Annotated in this window: 18 protein-coding genes; 12 read left to right on the top strand and 6 right to left on the bottom strand. The window is 32.1% G+C overall.

All coding sequences use genetic code 11. The annotated features are described in order from the left end of the window. A partial coding sequence (locus BM088_RS27450; protein ID WP_177208173.1) for a hypothetical protein occupies nt 1–534 on the top strand: 534 nt, incomplete at its 5' end. A gap of 620 nt (nt 535–1,154) precedes the next feature. Here BM088_RS27450 and BM088_RS27445 read toward each other — a convergent pair. Further along, entirely contained in the window at nt 1,155–1,295 is a 141-nt protein-coding gene (locus BM088_RS27445) for a hypothetical protein (protein ID WP_177208172.1), read from the bottom strand. Nucleotides 1,296–1,373: 78 nt separating this feature from the next. Then, entirely contained in the window at nt 1,374–1,826 is a 453-nt protein-coding gene (locus BM088_RS24960) for a hypothetical protein (RefSeq protein WP_091991347.1), read from the bottom strand. 206 nt (nt 1,827–2,032) lie between these two features. On the opposite strand from BM088_RS24960, the gene BM088_RS24955 reads away from it, so the two are divergent. From BM088_RS24955 to BM088_RS24940, 4 genes are all read left to right on the top strand, one after another. Then, nucleotides 2,033–2,470 (top strand): cupin domain-containing protein, encoded by a 438-nt coding sequence (locus tag BM088_RS24955; RefSeq protein WP_091991344.1) that lies wholly within the window; start codon nt 2,033–2,035, stop codon nt 2,468–2,470. Between the two features lie 61 nt (nt 2,471–2,531). Continuing rightward, nucleotides 2,532–3,155, top strand: a complete 624-nt coding sequence (locus BM088_RS24950) for an RNA polymerase sigma factor (RefSeq protein WP_091991341.1) — start codon at nt 2,532–2,534, stop codon at nt 3,153–3,155. After that, a complete protein-coding gene (locus BM088_RS24945; protein ID WP_091991339.1) occupies nt 3,155–4,171 on the top strand; it encodes a FecR family protein in 1,017 nt (338 codons plus the stop codon). The genes BM088_RS24950 and BM088_RS24945 overlap by 1 nt, the downstream gene beginning before the upstream one ends. A 50-nt stretch (nt 4,172–4,221) precedes the next feature. After that, nucleotides 4,222–6,543 carry a TonB-dependent receptor plug domain-containing protein gene (locus BM088_RS24940; protein ID WP_177208171.1) on the top strand — a complete coding sequence of 774 codons (2,322 nt, stop codon included), beginning with the start codon at nt 4,222–4,224 and terminating at the stop codon, nt 6,541–6,543. A gap of 281 nt (nt 6,544–6,824) precedes the next feature. Here BM088_RS24940 and BM088_RS24935 read toward each other — a convergent pair whose 3' ends face one another. After that, nucleotides 6,825–7,457 carry a hypothetical protein gene (locus tag BM088_RS24935; RefSeq protein ID WP_091991334.1) on the bottom strand — a complete coding sequence of 211 codons (633 nt, stop codon included), beginning with the start codon at nt 7,455–7,457 and terminating at the stop codon, nt 6,825–6,827. Between the two features lie 172 nt (nt 7,458–7,629). On the opposite strand from BM088_RS24935, the gene BM088_RS24930 reads away from it, so the two are divergent. The 5 genes from BM088_RS24930 to BM088_RS24910 all read left to right on the top strand — a co-directional run bounded on the left by BM088_RS24930 (nt 7,630) and on the right by BM088_RS24910 (nt 15,136). After that, nucleotides 7,630–8,277 carry a discoidin domain-containing protein gene (locus tag BM088_RS24930; protein ID WP_091991331.1) on the top strand — a complete coding sequence of 216 codons (648 nt, stop codon included), beginning with the start codon at nt 7,630–7,632 and terminating at the stop codon, nt 8,275–8,277. 155 nt (nt 8,278–8,432) lie between these two features. Beyond that, the gene (locus BM088_RS24925) at nt 8,433–12,593 is read left to right on the top strand and encodes a TOMM system kinase/cyclase fusion protein (RefSeq protein ID WP_091991328.1); all 4,161 of its coding nucleotides are present in this window, start codon (nt 8,433–8,435) and stop codon (nt 12,591–12,593) included. Beyond that, nucleotides 12,577–13,923 (top strand): hypothetical protein, encoded by a 1,347-nt coding sequence (locus BM088_RS24920; protein WP_091991325.1) that lies wholly within the window; start codon nt 12,577–12,579, stop codon nt 13,921–13,923. Before BM088_RS24925 ends, BM088_RS24920 begins: the two co-directional genes overlap by 17 nt. After that, nucleotides 13,916–14,227, top strand: coding sequence for a VHS/ENTH/ANTH domain-containing protein (locus tag BM088_RS24915; protein WP_091991323.1), 312 nt, complete (start codon nt 13,916–13,918; stop codon nt 14,225–14,227). Before BM088_RS24920 ends, BM088_RS24915 begins: the two co-directional genes overlap by 8 nt. Before the next feature lie 42 nt (nt 14,228–14,269). Then, nucleotides 14,270–15,136, top strand: a complete 867-nt coding sequence (locus BM088_RS24910) for a hypothetical protein (RefSeq protein WP_091991320.1) — start codon at nt 14,270–14,272, stop codon at nt 15,134–15,136. A gap of 168 nt (nt 15,137–15,304) precedes the next feature. Here the strand turns inward: BM088_RS24910 and BM088_RS24905 are convergent, their stop codons facing one another. Then, on the bottom strand, nt 15,305–15,832 hold the full coding sequence (locus tag BM088_RS24905; protein WP_091991318.1) for a hypothetical protein: 528 nt from the start codon (nt 15,830–15,832) through the stop codon (nt 15,305–15,307). 259 nt (nt 15,833–16,091) lie between these two features. Between BM088_RS24905 and BM088_RS24900 the strand changes: the two genes are divergently transcribed. Together BM088_RS24900 and BM088_RS24895 are read left to right on the top strand one after the other, a co-directional pair. Next, a complete protein-coding gene (locus tag BM088_RS24900) occupies nt 16,092–17,048 on the top strand; it encodes an FHA domain-containing protein (RefSeq protein WP_091991315.1) in 957 nt (318 codons plus the stop codon). 166 nt (nt 17,049–17,214) lie between these two features. Beyond that, on the top strand, nt 17,215–18,123 hold the full coding sequence (locus BM088_RS24895; protein ID WP_091991314.1) for a GGDEF domain-containing protein: 909 nt from the start codon (nt 17,215–17,217) through the stop codon (nt 18,121–18,123). Between the two features lie 16 nt (nt 18,124–18,139). On the opposite strand, the gene BM088_RS24890 is transcribed toward BM088_RS24895, so the two are convergent. Together BM088_RS24890 and BM088_RS24885 are read right to left on the bottom strand one after the other, a co-directional pair. Continuing rightward, on the bottom strand, nt 18,140–19,666 hold the full coding sequence (locus BM088_RS24890; protein ID WP_091991311.1) for a hypothetical protein: 1,527 nt from the start codon (nt 19,664–19,666) through the stop codon (nt 18,140–18,142). Nucleotides 19,667–19,902: 236 nt separating this feature from the next. Then, on the bottom strand, nt 19,903–20,162 hold a 260-nt coding region (locus BM088_RS24885; RefSeq protein WP_143085159.1), incomplete at its 5' end, for a transposase.

The raw sequence follows: 20,162 nt of genomic DNA, 5'->3' as shown, positions 1-20,162 counted from the left end.
GATGAAGAATATCAGTTCACTGTTAATAAAAAACCAGCAGCCATTCATAAACTTACTTTTTCTAATGGTTCAGACTCTCACGATAAAAATAACAAATTTATTTGGAACTCCCAGATCCCTGAAAGCAATCGTTTTGGTTTGTACAAAAAAATGAGCGTCGGTGGTTTTGCTTATGATATCAATGATCAACCTATTGTGGGGGCAAAAATTCGTTTTACTATTAGTGGTGGAATTGGATCCGATACTGTCACGACACTAACTACGAGTTCTACAGGACGATATACTGGTGAAATTTATTCACCAACGGGTTTGGGGGCATATAAATATCAAGAATCGCATGTGTGTAGTCATTATGATTTACATACACTTGTAATTTCAGATGGTTATGAAAGTGATGGAACCCCATTATCAATAGTAGAGACCAGAGAATATGTGTACAACAAGCCTGACGTCTACACAATTGAAGATGGTCTGTTGCCACTTTATGATATTGCTGTTCAATTCTATGGTCAGTGTTTAGAATCAAAAGAGTAGATATATTTAGCAGTTGAATCCCTACAATTAGATTTTACCTAGTAGGGATTTTTGATTTGTATGTTCATTAGACGATCATGCTCACTTTAGTACGTAGCTTTCAAGCTATCTAAAATAGTGTTTGATTCAACTAGATTTTTTTTAATGATGTATGTAGTTAATCTTATTATATATTTTATCTATTACTTCATAACCTTAAATTACAACACTGAAGAGGGAGCGTTGAGTGATATTTTAGTATTATTAAAGGAGCATAATTCGGAAGTTTATTGTTTAATAGTTACTAAATATACCTCGTTATACTTAAATAGCTGTTATCTTTTTACAATGCTTATAAACAAGGATAGCTAGTACGCAGCCGCGACTTAATCCTGTTGTTGGACAAGCCCTGCTTCTGTAGTAAATAAATTGAATTAACTTTAAGGCGGAAGAATTCGCTGGCACACAAACTATTTTTTTTGGTCGAGCGAGATTAAGCATTACAGTGCCTATTTTTAATAATTAGCACTTTATCGTAATAGCACGTTGCTCTCTATTTGTTTTTAATACTAATAAACATACTCCTATCTTAATTTTACTTACGGCTGTTGCAAGTCATTTGCTCGTGTCACATCCTTGTTTTATATCGTCGGGCCAAATACGACTTTACGACCAAGGCGCATCGCATAAAGCGTCATTTTATGTTGGCACAGCGGACAACATACTTGCTTTATTGATACATCACTTTGTGCTGGTAATTGTACTTTAAGCCAATATTGCAATTGATTTAATAAACACTAGGCATTGCCATGTAAAAAACCATAATTACGGACACGACGAAACCCTTTTGGTAATGCAAATTAATCTAACTTAGCTGTATCTAATTTTTGCTTTAATTTAGCTTCTAGTCGGCCTTTTGAAATCGCTAATTCAGTTTCTAATGACTTTCTCTCTTTTACCGATTCCTTATCTTCTTTCGCTTTTAGCATCTCAATTTTAAGAGTCAGTTCAAGTATTTTCATACTTAACTCTCTTATTTCTTCATCCATATCAGATTCATTTTGTTTTTTTTCTAGTTTTGCTTCTTCTTCAGGAGTGAGCTTTTTTTTGGTTACATCTTGCTTTGCTATAACGTCAGTTTCAGTGTTATTTTTTTCTTTGGCTTCTTTTGAAATTACAACATTATCTTCTTGTAAAGTATTTGTTTTTTCTGAAGTACTCTGAAGGTTTTTTGTTTCTTTAGGGTGGGAAGTTTGAGAGATAACTAAGTCTGACAAAGGAGTGGAAGTGGTTGTTGTCGAAATATTTGTCATTTTATGTCCCTTTAAAAAATTAATATTTATCCTTAGCCTTATTTTACGCGAGACTTTGAAAATTATAAATATTAAAAGGTATTTTTATGGTTCTTAGGGTCAGTACCCTATACCTAATCTACGGATTGGTCTCCTAAGCAGTCGCTCGCATCTTATAGTAGGATGAGTATAATGTTGTTTTTATAATTATCTTTGGGCTTTTATCAATGTTTTTTAAATCACAATTCAAACTATTAACTGTTTTAATTGTTACTTTTATTGTGTCAAATTCTGTTTTAGCTCATGATGTAAAATCAAGGGATTTACTTGTAGAGAAAATGACGCAATCAAGTAAAAGCTGGAATAAAAATACTTTGCCAGCATATCCTAAAGGTCAGCCTGAAGTAACAATATTAAGAATAACAATTGCACCTCATACAAAACTTGATTGGCATAAACACCCTGTGATTAACGCAGCAGTTTTGTTGAAAGGGCAGTTAGATGTACATACAGAAGATAAAAAAACGCAACATTTGGTCGCAGGTGATACTTTGATTGAAGTGGTTAATACATGGCATTATGGTATTAATAATGGTGATGAAGCCGCTGAATTAATTGTATTTTATGCAGGCATAAAAGGTAGCCCGCTTACAATAAAAAAATAAATTAAAATATATCGAAGGATATTCATTCCAATTAACCTCTAATATATAAACGAAAAGACTTATGCTGGGAAAAATGTTCGGTAAATATAGTGCTGATAAAAAGCTAGTTAAGAAATTACTTAAGGGAAATGAGCTTAGTTTTGAAGCTTTCTATGAAGAATATTTTGATAAGTTATATCGATTTGTGCTTTCACGTACGGATCAGCAGCACCATGTTGCTGAAGATATTGTACAAAGCAGTTTGTGTAAGGCTATTGATAAATTAAGTACATATCGCGGTGAGGCAAGTTTACTTACTTGGTTATGTACTTTTTGTAGGTATGAAATGAGTGCCTATTTTAAAGCAGATAATCGTCAACCAAGTTTAATTGATGATCACCCTGAAGTGCGTGCTCAAATAGACTCTTTAACGATTAGCTTGCAAGAGCAACCTGAAAACAAACTACTTAATTTAGAATTAAATAAAGTTGTGCATATGACTTTAGATAGCTTACCTCAACGTTATGCTAATGTTGTTGAACTTAAATATATACAAGGATTATCCATGAAAGAAATAGCTTACAACATGGATATAAGTACTAAAGCAGTTGAATCTTTATTATCTCGCGCAAGACCTGTTTTTGAAGATGTATTTTTTAGCCTCAATGGTACTGAGATATTGAATAGACAAGGGGGAAATCTATAATGACTGATGAATTAAATAAGAGTAAACAAGATTTCCTTAATAAAACTCAGAAACTTGATGAAAATTTTTCACAAATTTTAAGTTATGCCCAAACTCGAGAGGATGCACCTGTAGAGGTGAAAAATAGAGTTAAACATCAAGTCAAAGTACATTGGCAAGAAAATACTAAAAAACGTAAAAAACATGACTTTTGGTATATGCTGGGTTCTTTAGCGACTGCGCTTAGCGTGTTTATTATTGTTATCATTAATAGTGAAATGCTTCAAACTGAGTCTGTTTCATCAGATGTTTATCTAGAACGTGCTCAAGGGCAAGTTAAGACAAGTGATAGCGGTTTATTACATCTGAATAATGCTTCTAAAATGCTAGCATCAGGCACTATGATAGAAACTATGAGTAATGGTTATGCGACATTATCATTAAAAACGGGTGGTAATTTACGTTTAAACCATAATTCTCAGATTATTGTAAATAGTAATAATGAATTTACGTTATCATTTGGTACTGTATATTTTGACTCAGGTATTTCTAAAAAAAGAAAATCTCCTATCACAATTCATACTTTGCATGGGCAGATACAGGATATAGGAACGCAATTTTCAGTTACCAGCCATCAAGAAAATATTAAAATAAGAGTTAGGGAAGGTTTAGTTAATTTGAATAATGAACAAGGAGTTCAATCTTTAGAGGCGGGTTATCAATTAACTGGAAAATCAGAAGGTATCTTTGAAAAAACAATGTTATCCCCTAGAGATAAAGAATGGAATTGGGTTAATAATGCTGCACCTGAATTTGATTTAGAAGGAAAAAGTTTATATCAATTCTTAATTTGGCTTAGTCGTGAACATGCTTTAAAGCTTGTATTTTCCCAAAGTCATATTGAAAAGTTAAGCCAATTTATTATTTTGCATGGAGATGTGAAAGACCTAAACTTGCAACAAGCACTTTTAAGTGTTTTCTCTACAACAGAATTAAAGTATCTAATTGAAAAAAATAAATTAAAGGTGTTTAAATAATTTTTAGTATGCAAAGACATTGTTTTAACTTTAAGTTAATAGCCTTGATATTGTCAGGGCTTTTTAATATTTGTACTTTGACTGTACAGGCTTATGAAGAAGTAAAAGTTTATACTGGCAAATCTCTTATTGAAGTATTAAAAACATTAAATACCCAAGGATTCAAATTAATATACAGTAGTATGCAAGTGCATAGTGGTATGTTAATTAAGCACGAACCAAGTGATAAATCGGGTTTAGCGCTCATAGAGTCCTTGTTATCAGAGTTTTCTTTGACTTTAAAGTCAGGACCTAACAATAGTCAAATAATCATAAAAAAAATGGAAAATGTTGGAGTTGTTAACTTAGCAGTTAATAAACCTATCATTGAACCTATAGTACAACCCATTGAAAAAATAATGATTTCAGCAAGTCAATTTGATCTTGTTTACTCAAGCGTAGCTGAACAAGAGTATATGGATCAAAAAGATATTGAACGGCTTTCTATTTTAGGAAAAGATGTTAATCGTGCAATTGCTTTATTACCTGGCGTGGCTGGTGGTGATATCTCATCTCGACTTCATATTCGAGGAGGCACGTCAAAAGAAAACTTATTTTTACTTGATGGAATGCCATTAATAGATCCTTTTCATTTAAAAGATGTCGGTGGTATTTTAGGCATAGTTGATGCGTTTAGTATTGGTAATGCACAGGTAATTACAGGTGGAGCGCCAGTTGAGTTTGGTAATCATTTAAGTGGGATAGTTCAACTTACCTCGAATAATTATAGTGAAACTAACCCATGGTCTATTGGTGCGAGTTTACTTGATTTTAAAGTGAAAGGTAGCGGTTCGTTTAACAATGAAAACGATGATTGGTTTTTTGTTTTAAGAAAAGGTGCATTTAGTCAGGTTAGTGCACTATCGAAAGTTGATTTTGGTGATTACAATCCAAAGTATTTAGATTTATTTGCAAAAATCAACAAAGAATTAACTTTTGATACCTTGTTAACTTGGCATAGCCTGATAGGTAAAGATAATACAATTTGTTTAGATGATTGTTTTACAGATGAAGAGCGGGGCTCTTATAGCGGGTATCACTGGCTAACTTTCGATACAGATTGGACTGAAAAATTGTCATCATCAAGTCTCATTGGATCAGGTAATTTGCAAAGTATTTATCAGACTGGTTTTACAGGAGATAAATACTTTATAGCACTTGATGACACCCTTAAGTGGGGGTTTTTAATATTTAAGCAAGATTGGCAATATAGAGCGTCATCATCTTACATGTTAAAAATGGGTTTTGAAGTCAAACGCTTAGATGCCAAGTATAGATATAAGCAGGCTTATCATGTATATAACCCATTTAGACCTATGTCAGAACAATTGGAAAAAACATTTAGACAAAGTTTATTGGATCAAAATGGGAGTGCTTATTCTGCATATTTGGCAAGCCGATTTAAAGTCAATAAAAGAGTTACAGTAGAAACCGGTTTACGATGGGATAAACAAAGCTATACGAATGAAGAGCAATTTAGCCCTCGGTTTAATTTTACCTATGATACAAGTGATAATAGTAATTTAAAACTATCATGGGGTGTGTATCAGCAAGCGCAAGGTGTTCATCAATTATTAGTGGAAGATGGTGTTGAGTCCTTTAATACGGCACAAAAAGTCAAAAAAATAAACTTGGCCTACCAAAGACGATTATTTGAAAATTACTCATATAAAGTGAGTTTGTATAATAAAGATTATGACAAGTTACTTCCTCGGTTTGAAAACGTGCTTTTTCCTGGATCTAATGAACATGGTGAAATTAACTTAGATCGAAAGGCATTTAATGCTCAAAGTGCATATGCTAAAGGTATGGAGCTGATTATTGAGAAAAAAGACAATGATAAACTTAACTGGCGATTCGCATACTCATTAAGTAAAACAGAAGATGTCATAAATGATATACAAATACCTAGACATTGGGATCAGCGCCATGCTTTCAAGTTTTCAAGTAATTATCAATTCTCTTCAGCTTGTGACATTAGTCTGGCTGCAAATTATCATACAGGTTGGCGTGCTACAAAAGTAAAATTTAACCCTTTGTATTTAGATGATGAAATCAATCAAGCAAATTTAATTTTAGGGCCAACATATGAAGCAAAATATCCGGACTATTTTAGAGTTGATTTAGGCATAGGGTGTGAGGTTAAACTTAGCAATAGTAAAATAAGGTATACTTTTGGTGCGCTTAATATTTTTGATCGTGAAAATGCGTCAGGCACATCTTCCATCAGCGATTTATTTTCGTCTGAAGGAATCATATATGGTGTTGAAACAAATGAAGATGATACTTACATTCCTTTAATACCATCAGTGAGTATTGTTTGGCATTTTTAGCTTTCTTAAATTAGTACATTAAAGAAGAAAATTTTGCTAAATATTATCTTACTTAAAATAAATGTTTTAGTCGCTGCAGAAGTTGTAGGAATAATGTGTTTATAGAGCGGTTCTTTAGAAGTTAAAAACAGAATCAATTTTATTGACTATCACAGTTTGTTCATCCTAAAACTTATAAACTTGCATAATAAGAGCTAGAAAGTTATTTACAACATTTCTAGCTCTTATGATTTCAGGGAAAGTGAAAATATAGCTAAGCTTTTAGTAAGGAACTATTTATATTATTTTTCGTGAACAACAATTTGAGTGCCGTCATTATTTAGTACCATTAGATATGAATTACCTAAGTCTTGATTACAAATACTATAGTTATGATCCGCAGCTGTAATAGAGGTTTCACAATTTTTGATTGTGTAAAAATCACTAACATCTTTGTAATCTAAATTAATTGGTGTACCGTCAACTTTAATTTTTAAATTGTCATGAGTTTTAAAAAAGCGCACTCTAAACTCATTATCAACATTAGATTCTTTTTGTTTGAAAAATACTAAACCACTGTTATCCCATGCGACAACATTGTATGTTTTTTTATTTTCAGAGTGATGGTCGAGCATATTCTTGATCCCATCTACATTTGGAGCTTCAATAGCGATATATGTTGTATAAAGAACATTGCTTTCAAAGGTTATTTTTTTTGCTTGCAGTGAAGTTAAACTTGCCTCTTTATATTTATCTTCATAAATTTCAGAGTCACTTTTATTTTTTAAATAAAAATCATATTCATGAGTTGAAGCATTAATAAATTGATAGTCATTTTTTGTATCAATATCAAGAATTTCTTCGACTAATTTGTCACCACCGCCACAGCCAGTAATACCAAGAACACACATTGCAAAACCTAATTTTTTTAACATTTCATTTCCAACTTTAAAGTTTAAATAATCTCTTTAATAAGTAAGAGAATACAAAGTCTAAAGATCCTTCGAAAATAATATTATTTATATGTGTAATAGCGTGTAATATTTTTTTTTAGCTTTTTGATCTAAATTAATCCTGCTTATTGATAAACTAATCATCGGAATAAAAATGAAAAACACATATGTAAAAGTATTCATTGTTTTGATTTTAATTTTTTATGTTACGCCAAATTACGCACAAAGCATTCTTATAAGTACAGATAGAATTAAAAATATAATCACGCAATCAAAAAACTCTAATGTGCATTTTAATCAAAATGAAAACTTTCTGTTTAATGATGTTACTCAAAATGCCATTGTAGTTGAAACTTTAGCGTCAAGTAATAATGCAGGTTGGATTGCACAAAATATTGTCGATTCAACTTCTCAAACATATTGGATGAGTGAGATTAACTCCGGTAATCAAGAGTGGATTGAACTCAAATATGATAAGGCATTTGCTGCAAATCATGTCTCAATTGTACTTAATAATGGCCGACAAGGTAATACGCCTAAAATTCAAGCGAGCACTGATGGAGAGCACTGGGTGGATCTTGCAACTATTAATATATTTGAGCATCCTAATGATGAAGATAATTTTAGACATATTTCATTTTACTTTGATAATAATCAAATGTATCAGCATTACCGATATGTATCAGATCCCACCGTATTTTTATTATTAAACTACTTAGAGTTTATGAATAAAAAACCGTTAACAGCTAGTGTAACGCAAATCGCTTCCAATATAAGGCCACCTTGGCAATCTATGATGTAACAAAAAATAAGGTAATATCTTATTGTATATTTTGAGTATGAAATAAAACAAATGAAAAGTTAATCTACTGTTTTTATTAATAAAGTGTTGTAATGTTTGAATGTGTGCAGTAGCATCTGTTCCTAAGTTGAAATCTAATACTAAAAGACGAAATTATGAGCCAATATTCAACTTTCAACCATGTGATTTCTGAATATTTTGAATCGTCACTTTATAAACTCTTTGAGCAGATAGGCGAAGGGGGGTTTGGTCATGTATATCGTGCTCAACAGATAAATACAGGTCAAATTGTTGCGATTAAATTTTTAGCTGTAAATGCTGAGTTTGATACTGCTAAAAAGACACGTTACATAGAAAGATTTGAACGTGAAACTTTATTATGTAGTCGTTTACAACATCCCAATATTGTTCGTTTACTTGATAAAGGGCGTTGTAATGATGATTTACTTTATACTGTTTTCGAATATGTTGAAGGGCTCACTTTAAAAGAAACGTTATTAAACTCCGGTCCATTATTACCTGTTGACGTTGCTGCTATTATGGCGCAAGTTTTAGATGCTTTATCACATGCGCATGAGCAAGGGGTGATCCATCGAGATATAAAACCCGCTAATATCATGTTAAATAAAGTGGGTGCTAAAACACATGTTAAAGTATTAGATTTTGGCATAGGCACCTTAGTTAATGAGGCTCGCCAACTTGATTACAAAAGCATTACACTAACACAAGAAACTTTAGGCACGCCTTCATATAGTGCTCCAGAGCAATTGCGTGGCGAACCACCAACATTAAAAACAGATCTTTATGTTTGGGGTTTAGTCTTTATTGAGTGTTTAACTGGGCATCCTGCAATATCAGGCTCTAGTTTAGCGTCAATATTTCATAAGCAATTGAGTCAATCAAATGTGCCACTTCCAGCATCTATTGTTGGGCACCCTATAGGCGCTTTATTAAGGCGTGTTTTACAAAAAAAATCTCATGAACGAAGTGTTAATGCAACAGATTTATATAAAGAATTAGTTCAAGTCAACGTGTCTAATTTGGTTGGTGAGCTTGCTCTTAGCAAAAATGAAGATAATCATGTTGATAATACCCTGATCAATTCGTATTCTGACGATACTGTGATCAATGATAAACAAGCATTTTTTACTGAATTAACCGAACGAAAGCAACTTAGCGCTTTTAGTTTATGTTTAAGCGTTCGCTCTGTCACGCAAGAACAAGTAGACCTTGAAGTTGTAGATGCACTTTATAGAGATCAAAAAAATCAATGTATCGATATTGCGGTACGCTATGGTGCCTTTCATGTAGGAACTTTAGGCGATAGTCTACTATTTTATTTTGGTTACCCTGTGGTCAGTGATAATGATAGTCGATTATGTGCGCGTACTGCACTTGATATTGTGAGCAGTTTAACAAAGCGTAATGCATTACTTAAGTATGAACTTGGTGTGAAACTTAATGTGCGAATTGGGATACATACAGGCTTAGTAACCTGCTTTGCAGATGCCATTCCTGAAGGGGATACACCAAATATTGCTATGCAGCTTTCACGCATGGCAAAAGAAGAACAAATACTGTGCTCTGATATTAGTAAAAAAATGTTAGACAGTTATATTGAATTCGAATCTGAACATATGTGTATATTAGGGTTAAATACAATAAAAACACCTATATATAATTTAACTGCTGAGCGTCATGTAGAGGCATTTGGTTTTTTAAGGGGCACACAGAAGAACCATGCATTTATTGGAAGAGAGCAAGAGTTTAATCAGTTAAATAAAATGTTTTCTGTAGCTGAAAATAGCTTTGCAGATGATGCTAACTTGATTAAAACAAAATTAGCACATGTTAGCGGTGAGGCAGGGATCGGAAAGTCTCGATTAATTTTTGAAATTAGGAATAAAGTACAAACTTTAAACCACTATGTAGCGCAATGTTTGCCAGAGCATAAAAATAATGCGCTTTACCCTATATTGAATGTATTAAAATATAAATATTCCTTAGAATCATTATCATCAGATGAAGCTTGTGATAGTTTAAAATTAGCAATTAATGAGCTTGCTTCTGAAAACGACGCTTTAAATGACTTAGATAAAACGCAAGGTTTTGTCATACTCTGTACATGGCTTAATTTACCTTTAAAAACAGGTTTTGAACCTAGTCATTTAGCGCCTGAAGTTCAAAAACAATTGTTATTTAAAATACTCTGTGTTTTGTTAATTCCTCAAAATTCACATATTAACAGTAATGAACTTTTGATTAGTGAAAAGCAAAGCTTATTCATTTTTGAAGATATGCACTGGGCAGATCCTACAAGTATAGAATTTATTAGTCATTTTGCACTCGCTATAAAATCTACACATCATGTATTTATCAGTACATCAAGACAAGCTTTACCTGAATCTTTACCTAAATCTGACTTTAATGAAATAAAATTAAATAAACTGACTTCAAAGGCAACAACGCAATTTATAACCGCTTTATTTGATGACCAAACAGTCGCACAAAATGTATTAGATATTTTGATATCGCGTACTGATGGTATTCCTTTATTTATTGAAGAATTAGTCACAATGCTGAAACAAAAATCATTGGTGCATAAATTGAATGGCATTATTGACTTTGTTAGCCCTGATAAACTAGACGAAGTACCCAACAGCTTACGTGACTCGTTACAACAAAAATTAGACTCTCTCGTTTATGCAAAAGAAACAGCACAGTTAGCTGCAACCATAGGCCGTGAATTTGATTATGATTTATTAGTTGCCGCATCTAATCATAGTGAAAGCCAGGTTCAAAACGACTTAAATGAATTGGTTGAAGCTGAAATTATTTATCAGCAGCGTAAGGTTGAAGGTGATAGTTATATCTTTAAACATGCTCTGGTGAGGGATGCGGCTTATGAGACATTATTAAATAGGGAGCGTGAAAATAACCATCGATTGATTGCAAATAATTTATTACACAGCTTTACTTTTAAGCAAAAGAATAAAGAAGTAATTGCAAGGCATTTATTCAATGCAAATGAGAAAGATTCTGCAATCGAAAAATTAATAGAGTATGGTGATGAACAGCTAGGAAAGTCTGCCAATATTGATGTTCTGCGAATTTGTAATCTGACACAAAATTGGCTAACAGAAAATAGTCATTCTCATTTGTTTGAAAATATGACCAATAAAATTAACAAGCTTAAGGCTGTCTCTAAAATGGGACTTTCTGGATATGGTTCTAGTGAAGTTGTTGAGGAGTTTTCACCTAAACTCGATGACGGCATTATGAGTTTTGATAATAGTATTTCTCAATTTTTTAAATTCCAAAATTTAATGTTTAATGGAGATTTCTCAACAGCAATCAAATTAAGTAAACATAATATTCAGAATGGAATAAACCATAGATGCGAACAAACACAAATTATATTTTTACCTTTATTGGGAAATGTACATTTATTGCAAGGTGATTTTAGCGCCTCAAAAAAAGCATGGGATCTATGTCTATCATTATATCGCAATGATAGAGATCAAAAGCTTCATTTAGATGTTGGAACAGACCCCAAAGCAACGGCTCTTTATATACAATCACTATCACTGTGCATGCAAGGGAAAATGGAGCAAGCATACGATATGTCTGAAAAAGCGCAAAAGCAAGCAAGTTCAGTGGGGAGTGCTCTGTCATTAGATTTAGCCATTCACTTTGACTTTTTAATTTCTTTACTTTTTAAAAATAAAAAACGAATTAAACACTCAGCATTGAAAAATTATAGCTTATTCAAAATACCATCAGAAAATGATTGGATTGTGAGTTGCTCGAAGCAAATATTTGATTGGAGTCATAATGAAAATTTAGGAATACAAGAGTCGATTAATGAACAAATAGAACAAGGGAAAGAAGCCGTAATAAATATATATGAGTTTATTAATGCTGATATATTACTTAAAAGTAAAAAGCTAGATTTATGTATTGAAGCCGTTAAAGAAACAATAAAACGTACCAATAGAATAGGCGCAATTTGGTTAAAACCTTTTATAGTAGGCGTACAAGTTACGGCTTTATATCGTAAAAATAAAGTTATTAATACTGATTATAAAAATATTTTTTTTACTAATTTAAATGAAGCTATTAAGGATGGATTTAATCTTGGAGTTTTAGAATTATTGTATCGTCACTTCCTTATTTTATATGTGACGAATGAAAAACAAATGTTAATAGGTTTATGTAATAATTACTTATCTAATCTTTACAAGTGTAGTGATACACTAATGTATAAAAAAATAATAAAATTAGTAAATAGGGCTTCCAATGCAAAAATCAGATAATCATGCATTACAATTTGTAATATTTCTCTTGTTAATATCTAGCCTTATTGGTTGTAATCATTTGAAAGCTAAAGAAGTTAATGTTTTAAATATTAATGAACTTAAAATTCCTAAAGATATTGAGAGTTATAACTTTATAAATGAAATTGGTGCTTCAAATGTTGAGTTAAATACATACCGTTATATTCAATCAACAAACAGTGTTATGTTAAGTTACGGACATAAGCAGTTTCTATCTTTAAATGGTTTAGGAGCTGCATGGAAAAAAGGGAATCATGATGAACAATACTCACCTATATGGCTATCTTGGTCGACAGAAGCAAAAATTATTGCTGAGCAAAAAATAGAAAGCACACAAAATGTGAAAAGTGTATTAACTTGCCCAAAGAACTCAAAAAACCCTTATACACGCTATTTATCATTAGACAAAACACCTCAAGGTCATTATTTGGTTGATGATAATAAAAATTTAATTCGTTATGAAGTGATACTTAGTCCACTTATTGAAGAGTATATAAAATCTTATAAAACAAAAAACACACCTGTAAACTTTATACCAGGAACAAAAGATAAATTTGGATCTATGGCTTTAAAGCTTGCATGGAAAGAATTAACAGAAGAAGATGATATAAGTCGTTACTTTATTCAAGATGCATTTATGATAAAGAATGGTGAATGTGAAAAATCAAAAGTAGCTTTGATCTCTATGCATATGGTTTACAAAACAGAAAAACTGACAGATTGGATTTGGAGCACTTTTAGTCATATAGATAATGCACCACTTGCGGAACTAAACCCGGGACCTGGTAATAAATACATCGTAAATCAAACCCAAAAGCTCTTAAGAAAATGGAATTTATACTCAAATAATACGACATCAACTTTAAATTCCTATAATACAAATGATCCTTTAAGTTCAGCTCAGATCGCAGATGTATACAAATATCCAGACAATAATGTTTTTGCTAAAATACCTGAAACTGAGTATCAGTACTTTGTAGAAAATATTGATAGTTTTAATAAATTAAGTCCGTGGAGGTATTATCGTCAAGAAGGATCGCAATGGATCCAAAAAATGGATGAAACAGATTATAAGTCTAATAAAAATAATATATTAATTAAGCAATGTGACTCTGAATTGTATGGTCGGTTTTCTGGGTGCCCAATACCAAAATTATTGAGCAATGTTGCACTTGAGCCATATGAGCAAAGCACTAGCTGTGTATCTTGTCATCAACCGAGTCTGAACAACAAACCTCAAAGTCAACAAAGTTTTGATTTTATATTTCTTCCCCCTCAATTATTTAATAAAGGTAATAAAAATGACTAAAATAGTAATCGAAAATTATGAAGATCCAAATTTATCATATCGCGAACGAATTGAATTAGTTACTGCGATAGCTAAATTCGCAAACGATACAGGAACATTAAGAGAGCAAATGGTTGAACTAGCTGAAGATATTACTAGTGGTGGTGATAATCCAAGTCAAAAATCTATTAATAAGTTAACTCATTTTTTAATGGAAAATGGGGATCTTGATGAAAAAACAGCTTCTGCAGTGGCAACTAGCTTAAAAGATCCTGATGGATGTAAGTTTTTATTAGGTGATACAGCATTTAATGCTTCTTGGTAATATGAATTCAAATTTAAAATTTAAAAGTTGGTCATTTTTTTAATGAGCAACTTTACAAAAAGTAAGCAACTTATTTCGATACTTAAAAATGAAAGTAAACTTTTAAATAGTATTAGTAATTTAGATTTTATTTTTAAGGCATGTAAAAAAAAACCAAAATGTTCAAGTCTTTACCTTGAAAAAAGTTTATTAAAGCAGCCTGAAACGATGGATGTATCTTTCGCTATCTTTGAAGGAAATTATATTCATTGGTTTGAATATGATAACCATAAAAAAATCGAAAATGATTTAGTTGCTTCTGAATTTTTGTCTTTGAAAAAAACAAAAATACACAGTCAATATCAGGTAATTAAGTGCTTTCTTTACGAACGGCTGAAGGCAACTCGATATGTTTCAAGAGCTAACTTTTTATTTTCTCGGTTACATGTAGTGAGCCGAAATTTAAATATTGAACATTTTGGCTATATGGCATCAAGAAGGGCATTCAGTTTACGCATATGCAGTTCATTAATGTCTGTTGAAGAAGTTATAGAGATTTACCCATTCATATCTAGTTGTATTTTCAGCGATGATTTAACATACCTAATAAGTCTTGAGTTTGGGGTTAAATTGTCTCTGAATATTTCAGCCTCAATTGGAAGTGAATTTGGTTTAGAGATTCATTCCATTAAAAAAGGACCTTTAGATTGGATAAGGTTATTTACTTATTTAGAGCGTGACAAAATTTTAACTGAAAGTCAGGTTAATTATTTAAAAGAGTATGCTGAAAAGCAATTTTTATTATCTAAAGACTCTTTAAATGTTTTGTCTATAATTGAAATATCTCATCTGAAACTATCTTTTCATTTAAAAAAAATTAAAGATGTAAAAATTTACTATAAGGTAAGCCAACTCCCTTTTATAATTTAAAGTAGTATAATGAAAATTTATGAGTAAGCTCATGAACTGTATATGTTGAAGAAGCTTCTTGAGTTTTATCTTTGAATGGAACACATAGTTAAATTTTAGATAATACAATAATATAGAGTGGTACATTAAACTGTGCTCAAGTTTACTTGACCACTCCAAAAACATGTACTACAGCCTAGGTGCTGGGCAGTAATCCGTTTCGTCTTCTTCGCCTGTTGGTAAAAAAGTATAACCTTCCCCTGCAAGCTGTCCCATTAATACTTCTGTATCTGCATCGCAATGACTTGGGTGATATAAATCACAACTTACAGTGGCTATTTTTATTTTTTTGTAATATTTAGGGCGATCTTCGTTATAACAGCTTCTTAATTCATATGTATCGTAACGGTAAAACTCTAAGTCGAGCTTAGCTTTGAGTACTTTTATATCAGGATCAACATGACAGAGCACTTTATTAGTTTCAATTTTTCGATATTCAGAGCCTGAATATTGCGCACATGAAATAATAATGTTCGCTAATCCTGAGTTACATTGAGCAGCACAGCTTGAAGGAATGCCCGCACAGTAGCTTTTTGAACACCAAGGATAGTTTATACCATTTAAAATATCGTCAATTGCAAAAGTATTAAAGCTCATAAAGCTGCTCACTAAAAAGCTGATAATCATTAATCGTTTTTTACTTATGTAATGTTTCATAAAGTTTCATCCTTTATATTTAAAATTAATTTAACTACTAGATGTTTTTGTTCTTTAATAGGGTACGAAACTAAATGTTAAAGGTAAAACAATTGTTAATAAATATTGATGTTTTTATATTCAATAAATGTAGTGGGTATGTAAATAAAGACTATGTAATATCCTGTAATGTTTTTTATATCAATAATTTGTTATCTTTTTAGGCAATAGAGCAATCACAATTTATATTAAAAAATATAATGCTAAAAACGGATCCTTTATGGCACATATGATAAACAATCTGACTCATGAGTCAGTTACACTTTTAATGCAACACATTTTTGGCCGCCATCCCAGTACCTCGCATACGGTATTAATTAATCCTGATGCATCTCGTATGCACGCAACTATTTTATGGGATGGTGAAGACTGGTTATTGCAAGACTCTAGTACGAATGGGTCTTTTGTGAATGGTAAGCAGGTTTTACGAGGCACTAAACATAGGTTATATAAAGGAGACTTAATTCATTTTTCTAATCTGTCAGGTGGCACTTGGGAGTTGCTTGATGTTTTACCACCTAAAAGTTTACTGATCCCATTAACACCTGGGCTTGAAACAGTAGAGCTTGAGCGTTTAGCAGTATTGCCTGATGAAAATTCACCCGAAATCACTTTATATTTGTCTCCAAATGGACATTGGGTGTGTGAAAGCCAATCTGGGATCTCTGTTTTAAAAACAGGCGATTTAGTTGGAGCAAGTGATAAAACATGGCGTTTTATAGAAGCAAGAGCCAGTAATGAAACGGTACGCCTTGAGTCGATTGAGTTACCAAATTCAGCTCAAATTGGTATCTATTTTGATGTTAGCCAAAATGAAGAACATGTATCCGTAAAGTTTAATATGAATGGTTGTGAATATGATTTAGGGCTTAGAAATCATCATTATTTATTGCTACTACTGGCACGCAAACGAATAGAAGATAAAGCTGCGGGTTTAACTGAAAGTGAACAGGGCTGGATAGATAAAGAACACTTAAGCAAGATGTTAGGCTTAAATGAAAGCCATATCAATATTCAGGTTTATCGTTTTAGAAAACAAATTATAAAAGCACTCCCTAAATCATTATGTTTGCCACAGGCGATAGAGAGGCGCACAAGAGAAATTCGTTTTGCTTATAACAATGTAGAAATTGCAGGAGGGGCTCAATTTACTTTGGCATCAAATAAAGTGATTTAAATTTTACAAAGGTGTAATAAGGTGTAATAGCTTTTTATTTTCAATTTAGTAACATTTGATGGTCATTTTCTTGCTATCCCCGAGTCAAAAATGACGACTTTAGCCAGAGTAATATTTTTTAATATTCTCTGGCTCTTTTTTATTGATTTTCATATCGAGAGTAGTAATGAGCTTTATGCAGCGACATAATTGGTTTTTTAAGCAAAAAGATAAAAAAAATTTACTAGATAACTTAAGTATCCAAAAATCAAAGCAATTAAGTGATTCTCAAAAATTAAAACTAGTACAAAAGCTTCAAGTAAGCTTAAACCCGCTAACGGTATTTTATTTATATACTGAATTCATTTATCAACATTTTGGTTTTAAGGGTGTAAAGGTTGAACTACAAGATGAATCCTTTGTGATAGGTCAATATCAAAATTTGGTTTCGGAGCATCAATTTACAATTACGTTGAAAAATAAAAAGGTAGGGATGCTTTATTTTTCTACTCAATTAGCTTTTTCCTCAGAAGAACTCGACATACTGACAAAGTTAAATAAATTATTATCTCAACCTTTATTTAATGCTATAGAGCATCAAAACTTACAAGAAGTCGCAAGATCAGACGCTTTAACGGGCCTAAATAATCGTTATCGTTTTAAAGAGGTAATGAGACAAAAGCTAACGTGTATGCAAACTTCTGTTTCTTTGATGATTTTAGACTTAGATGATTTTAAAAAAGTGAATGATACCTATGGTCATTCGGTTGGTGACATTGTATTAAATGAATTTGCGCAAATTTTAAAGCAATGTACTCGTAAGCAAGATCATATTTTTAGGTTGGGTGGTGATGAATTCACCTTACTAATTGAACATGTGTGCAATCATGATGCAATAAATATCGCACACCGTATTAAAGAACATATGGAGCAACATACGGTAATGAAAAAATACCGCGTATCTTGCTGTATAGGCGCGACAAGCCTTGGGGAAGAAAGAGATGCTACACATGTTTTTAATCAGGCTGATAAAGCACTTTATAGAGCTAAAAATACAGATAAAGGTGCTATTGAGTTACCTATATTTCATTCTTAATTTTAGACTTGTTTGCCTAATACTCTTTTACGATGATCTGATCATTTACTTTTCGGGTACCGTCTTTTCGCCAAAACTCTAGGGCTGGAATTTGTACTTCCCATACTTCATTGGCATTCCAAGTATAAGTACTCTTATATTTCAGTTCATAAAATTCAGGTTCAAATTCAGAATTAAGGCGTGCTTGGGTAAAAAAAATGTTTGTTTTAGGTGAAACTATCACTTCTTTTTGGCTTTGTGATTTTATTTGGTGCCGTGTAATTTGTTTACATATAGGTTCATGTGGGTTGGCAGGATATAAAGAGGATACTATGCCTTTTTCAATTGCATTCGTTTCTTGGCTAATAAAATAAATACCACTCCCTAAAGGAAAGTACCCAACCATAGATAAAAATAGTTTAGTATAAAGTGGGTCAATTTCTCTTTTTAACGCACTTTCTTTTAATGTATCGTATGCGGTATATATTTTTTTGTAATTAAATTCGGGCTTAGTAGAAACCATAAAAGAAGAATAAATAAGTGGAATTCTTAGCAACTTAAGTAGCTCTGTATTGTCTTCAGTTTCTTTTTCAAAAAAAGATAACATAAAAGATAATTTCTTTTGCTCAAACTGAGTATACTCTATTTTTTCTTGAAGTGTATTCACTTTTCTTTGTGGAATACCTATACCAAATTTAAAATAGTCGATTGATTTTAATCTCACTATTTCAATTAATTGGGATCTTTCTTTTACTGATAACATGCGATATCTATCACCAGAAAATATCGCTTGAGCCTGTGGGGAGTAGCTACCGATAGATTGTAATAAAGCGGCTTTTGCAATAGGTTTAAGTACATCTTCTCTATATTGTGCCATCACTTCATTGGATAATTCGTTTTGCTCTAACGCCATAAAACTTGCATTGTTGTCGTCAAACATGTCTTGCATGCAGTCTTTTAAATACGGATTTTTAAAGTCATGCGTTAAGCGTATTTCTTCAAAAAGTGCGACAGCTAAGCCAGCAATATAGATAGGTTTATATTTTTCATTTCTAATACAGCGCACTTCTTCATCTGGTAAGGGTGTAGAAAGTGCAATGGTGCCTAAAAATTGGCTAAAAATACGTTGATTGCTCAACAAATCCAACATGTTATCAGTAAGGTGATCTAAAGCCTCAAATCGGTTGATTTTTTGTTGAATGATTTTAGATTGAAGGGTGGCGTATTCTTTTTTAATTTGCTGTTCTAAACGATACAGTTGGGTTAGATATTTATCTGTTGAGCTTTGATTTATGATTAAAGGTAACTTACCATGCTCTTTTTTATAGTCATTAATGATATCTATTTGTTCGCTATAATTAGCTAAGTTTTTTTTGAGTTTTTGTAATCTTTTAAGATCAGTTTGATAATGTATAAAAAACAGGCTTGCCTCATCAACCATTTTTCTATGGGATTGTACAAATAGGGAAATCTTTTTTGATACGGCACTGGCCATACTCGGAATAGTCGACAGTCTTTCAGTTTGGTAAGTTGCTAATTGCCAAGTATTTTTACTTTTTTTCATTTTAGAGCTCTTATGACAAAACAGATCAACGGCTAAGAGTAGGTATACTGCGTGTTCAAGTGTATTAATATAACATTTTGTTCACCTTAACTTATTAAAATGGAATTGCAATTAATTTTTAAAATTGCACTATGATTTTTACCATTTTATAGCGTTGATTTTACTTAAACCGGAATAAAATGTGTAAAGTTAAATCTATTGTGCTTTTCTTTCTTGCTTTAGGGGCTGTTGATCTTTCACATTGGCAGCCAAATCATTGCACACGCCAGTGCTAGCATACTTTCAAACTGTAACTTTAATTTATCATATCTTGTAGCTATAGCACGGAAGTGTTTCAGTCTTGCAAATGCATTTTCAACTAAGTGCCTATATTTATATAAGCACCAATCTATATCTCCATTACCCGTTTTTGAGTTCTGCTTTCTGGGGATCACAGGGCTTGAATTTCTCTCTCGAACTTTATTTCTAATCGCTTCACTATCATAGCCTTTATCCG

The sequence above is a fragment of the Pseudoalteromonas denitrificans DSM 6059 genome (assembly GCF_900112265.1).
Taxonomy (GTDB): domain Bacteria; phylum Pseudomonadota; class Gammaproteobacteria; order Enterobacterales; family Alteromonadaceae; genus Pseudoalteromonas; species Pseudoalteromonas denitrificans.
The sequence above is the reverse complement of the archived record's forward strand: the minus strand, read 5'-3'. Positions and strand labels throughout refer to the sequence as shown.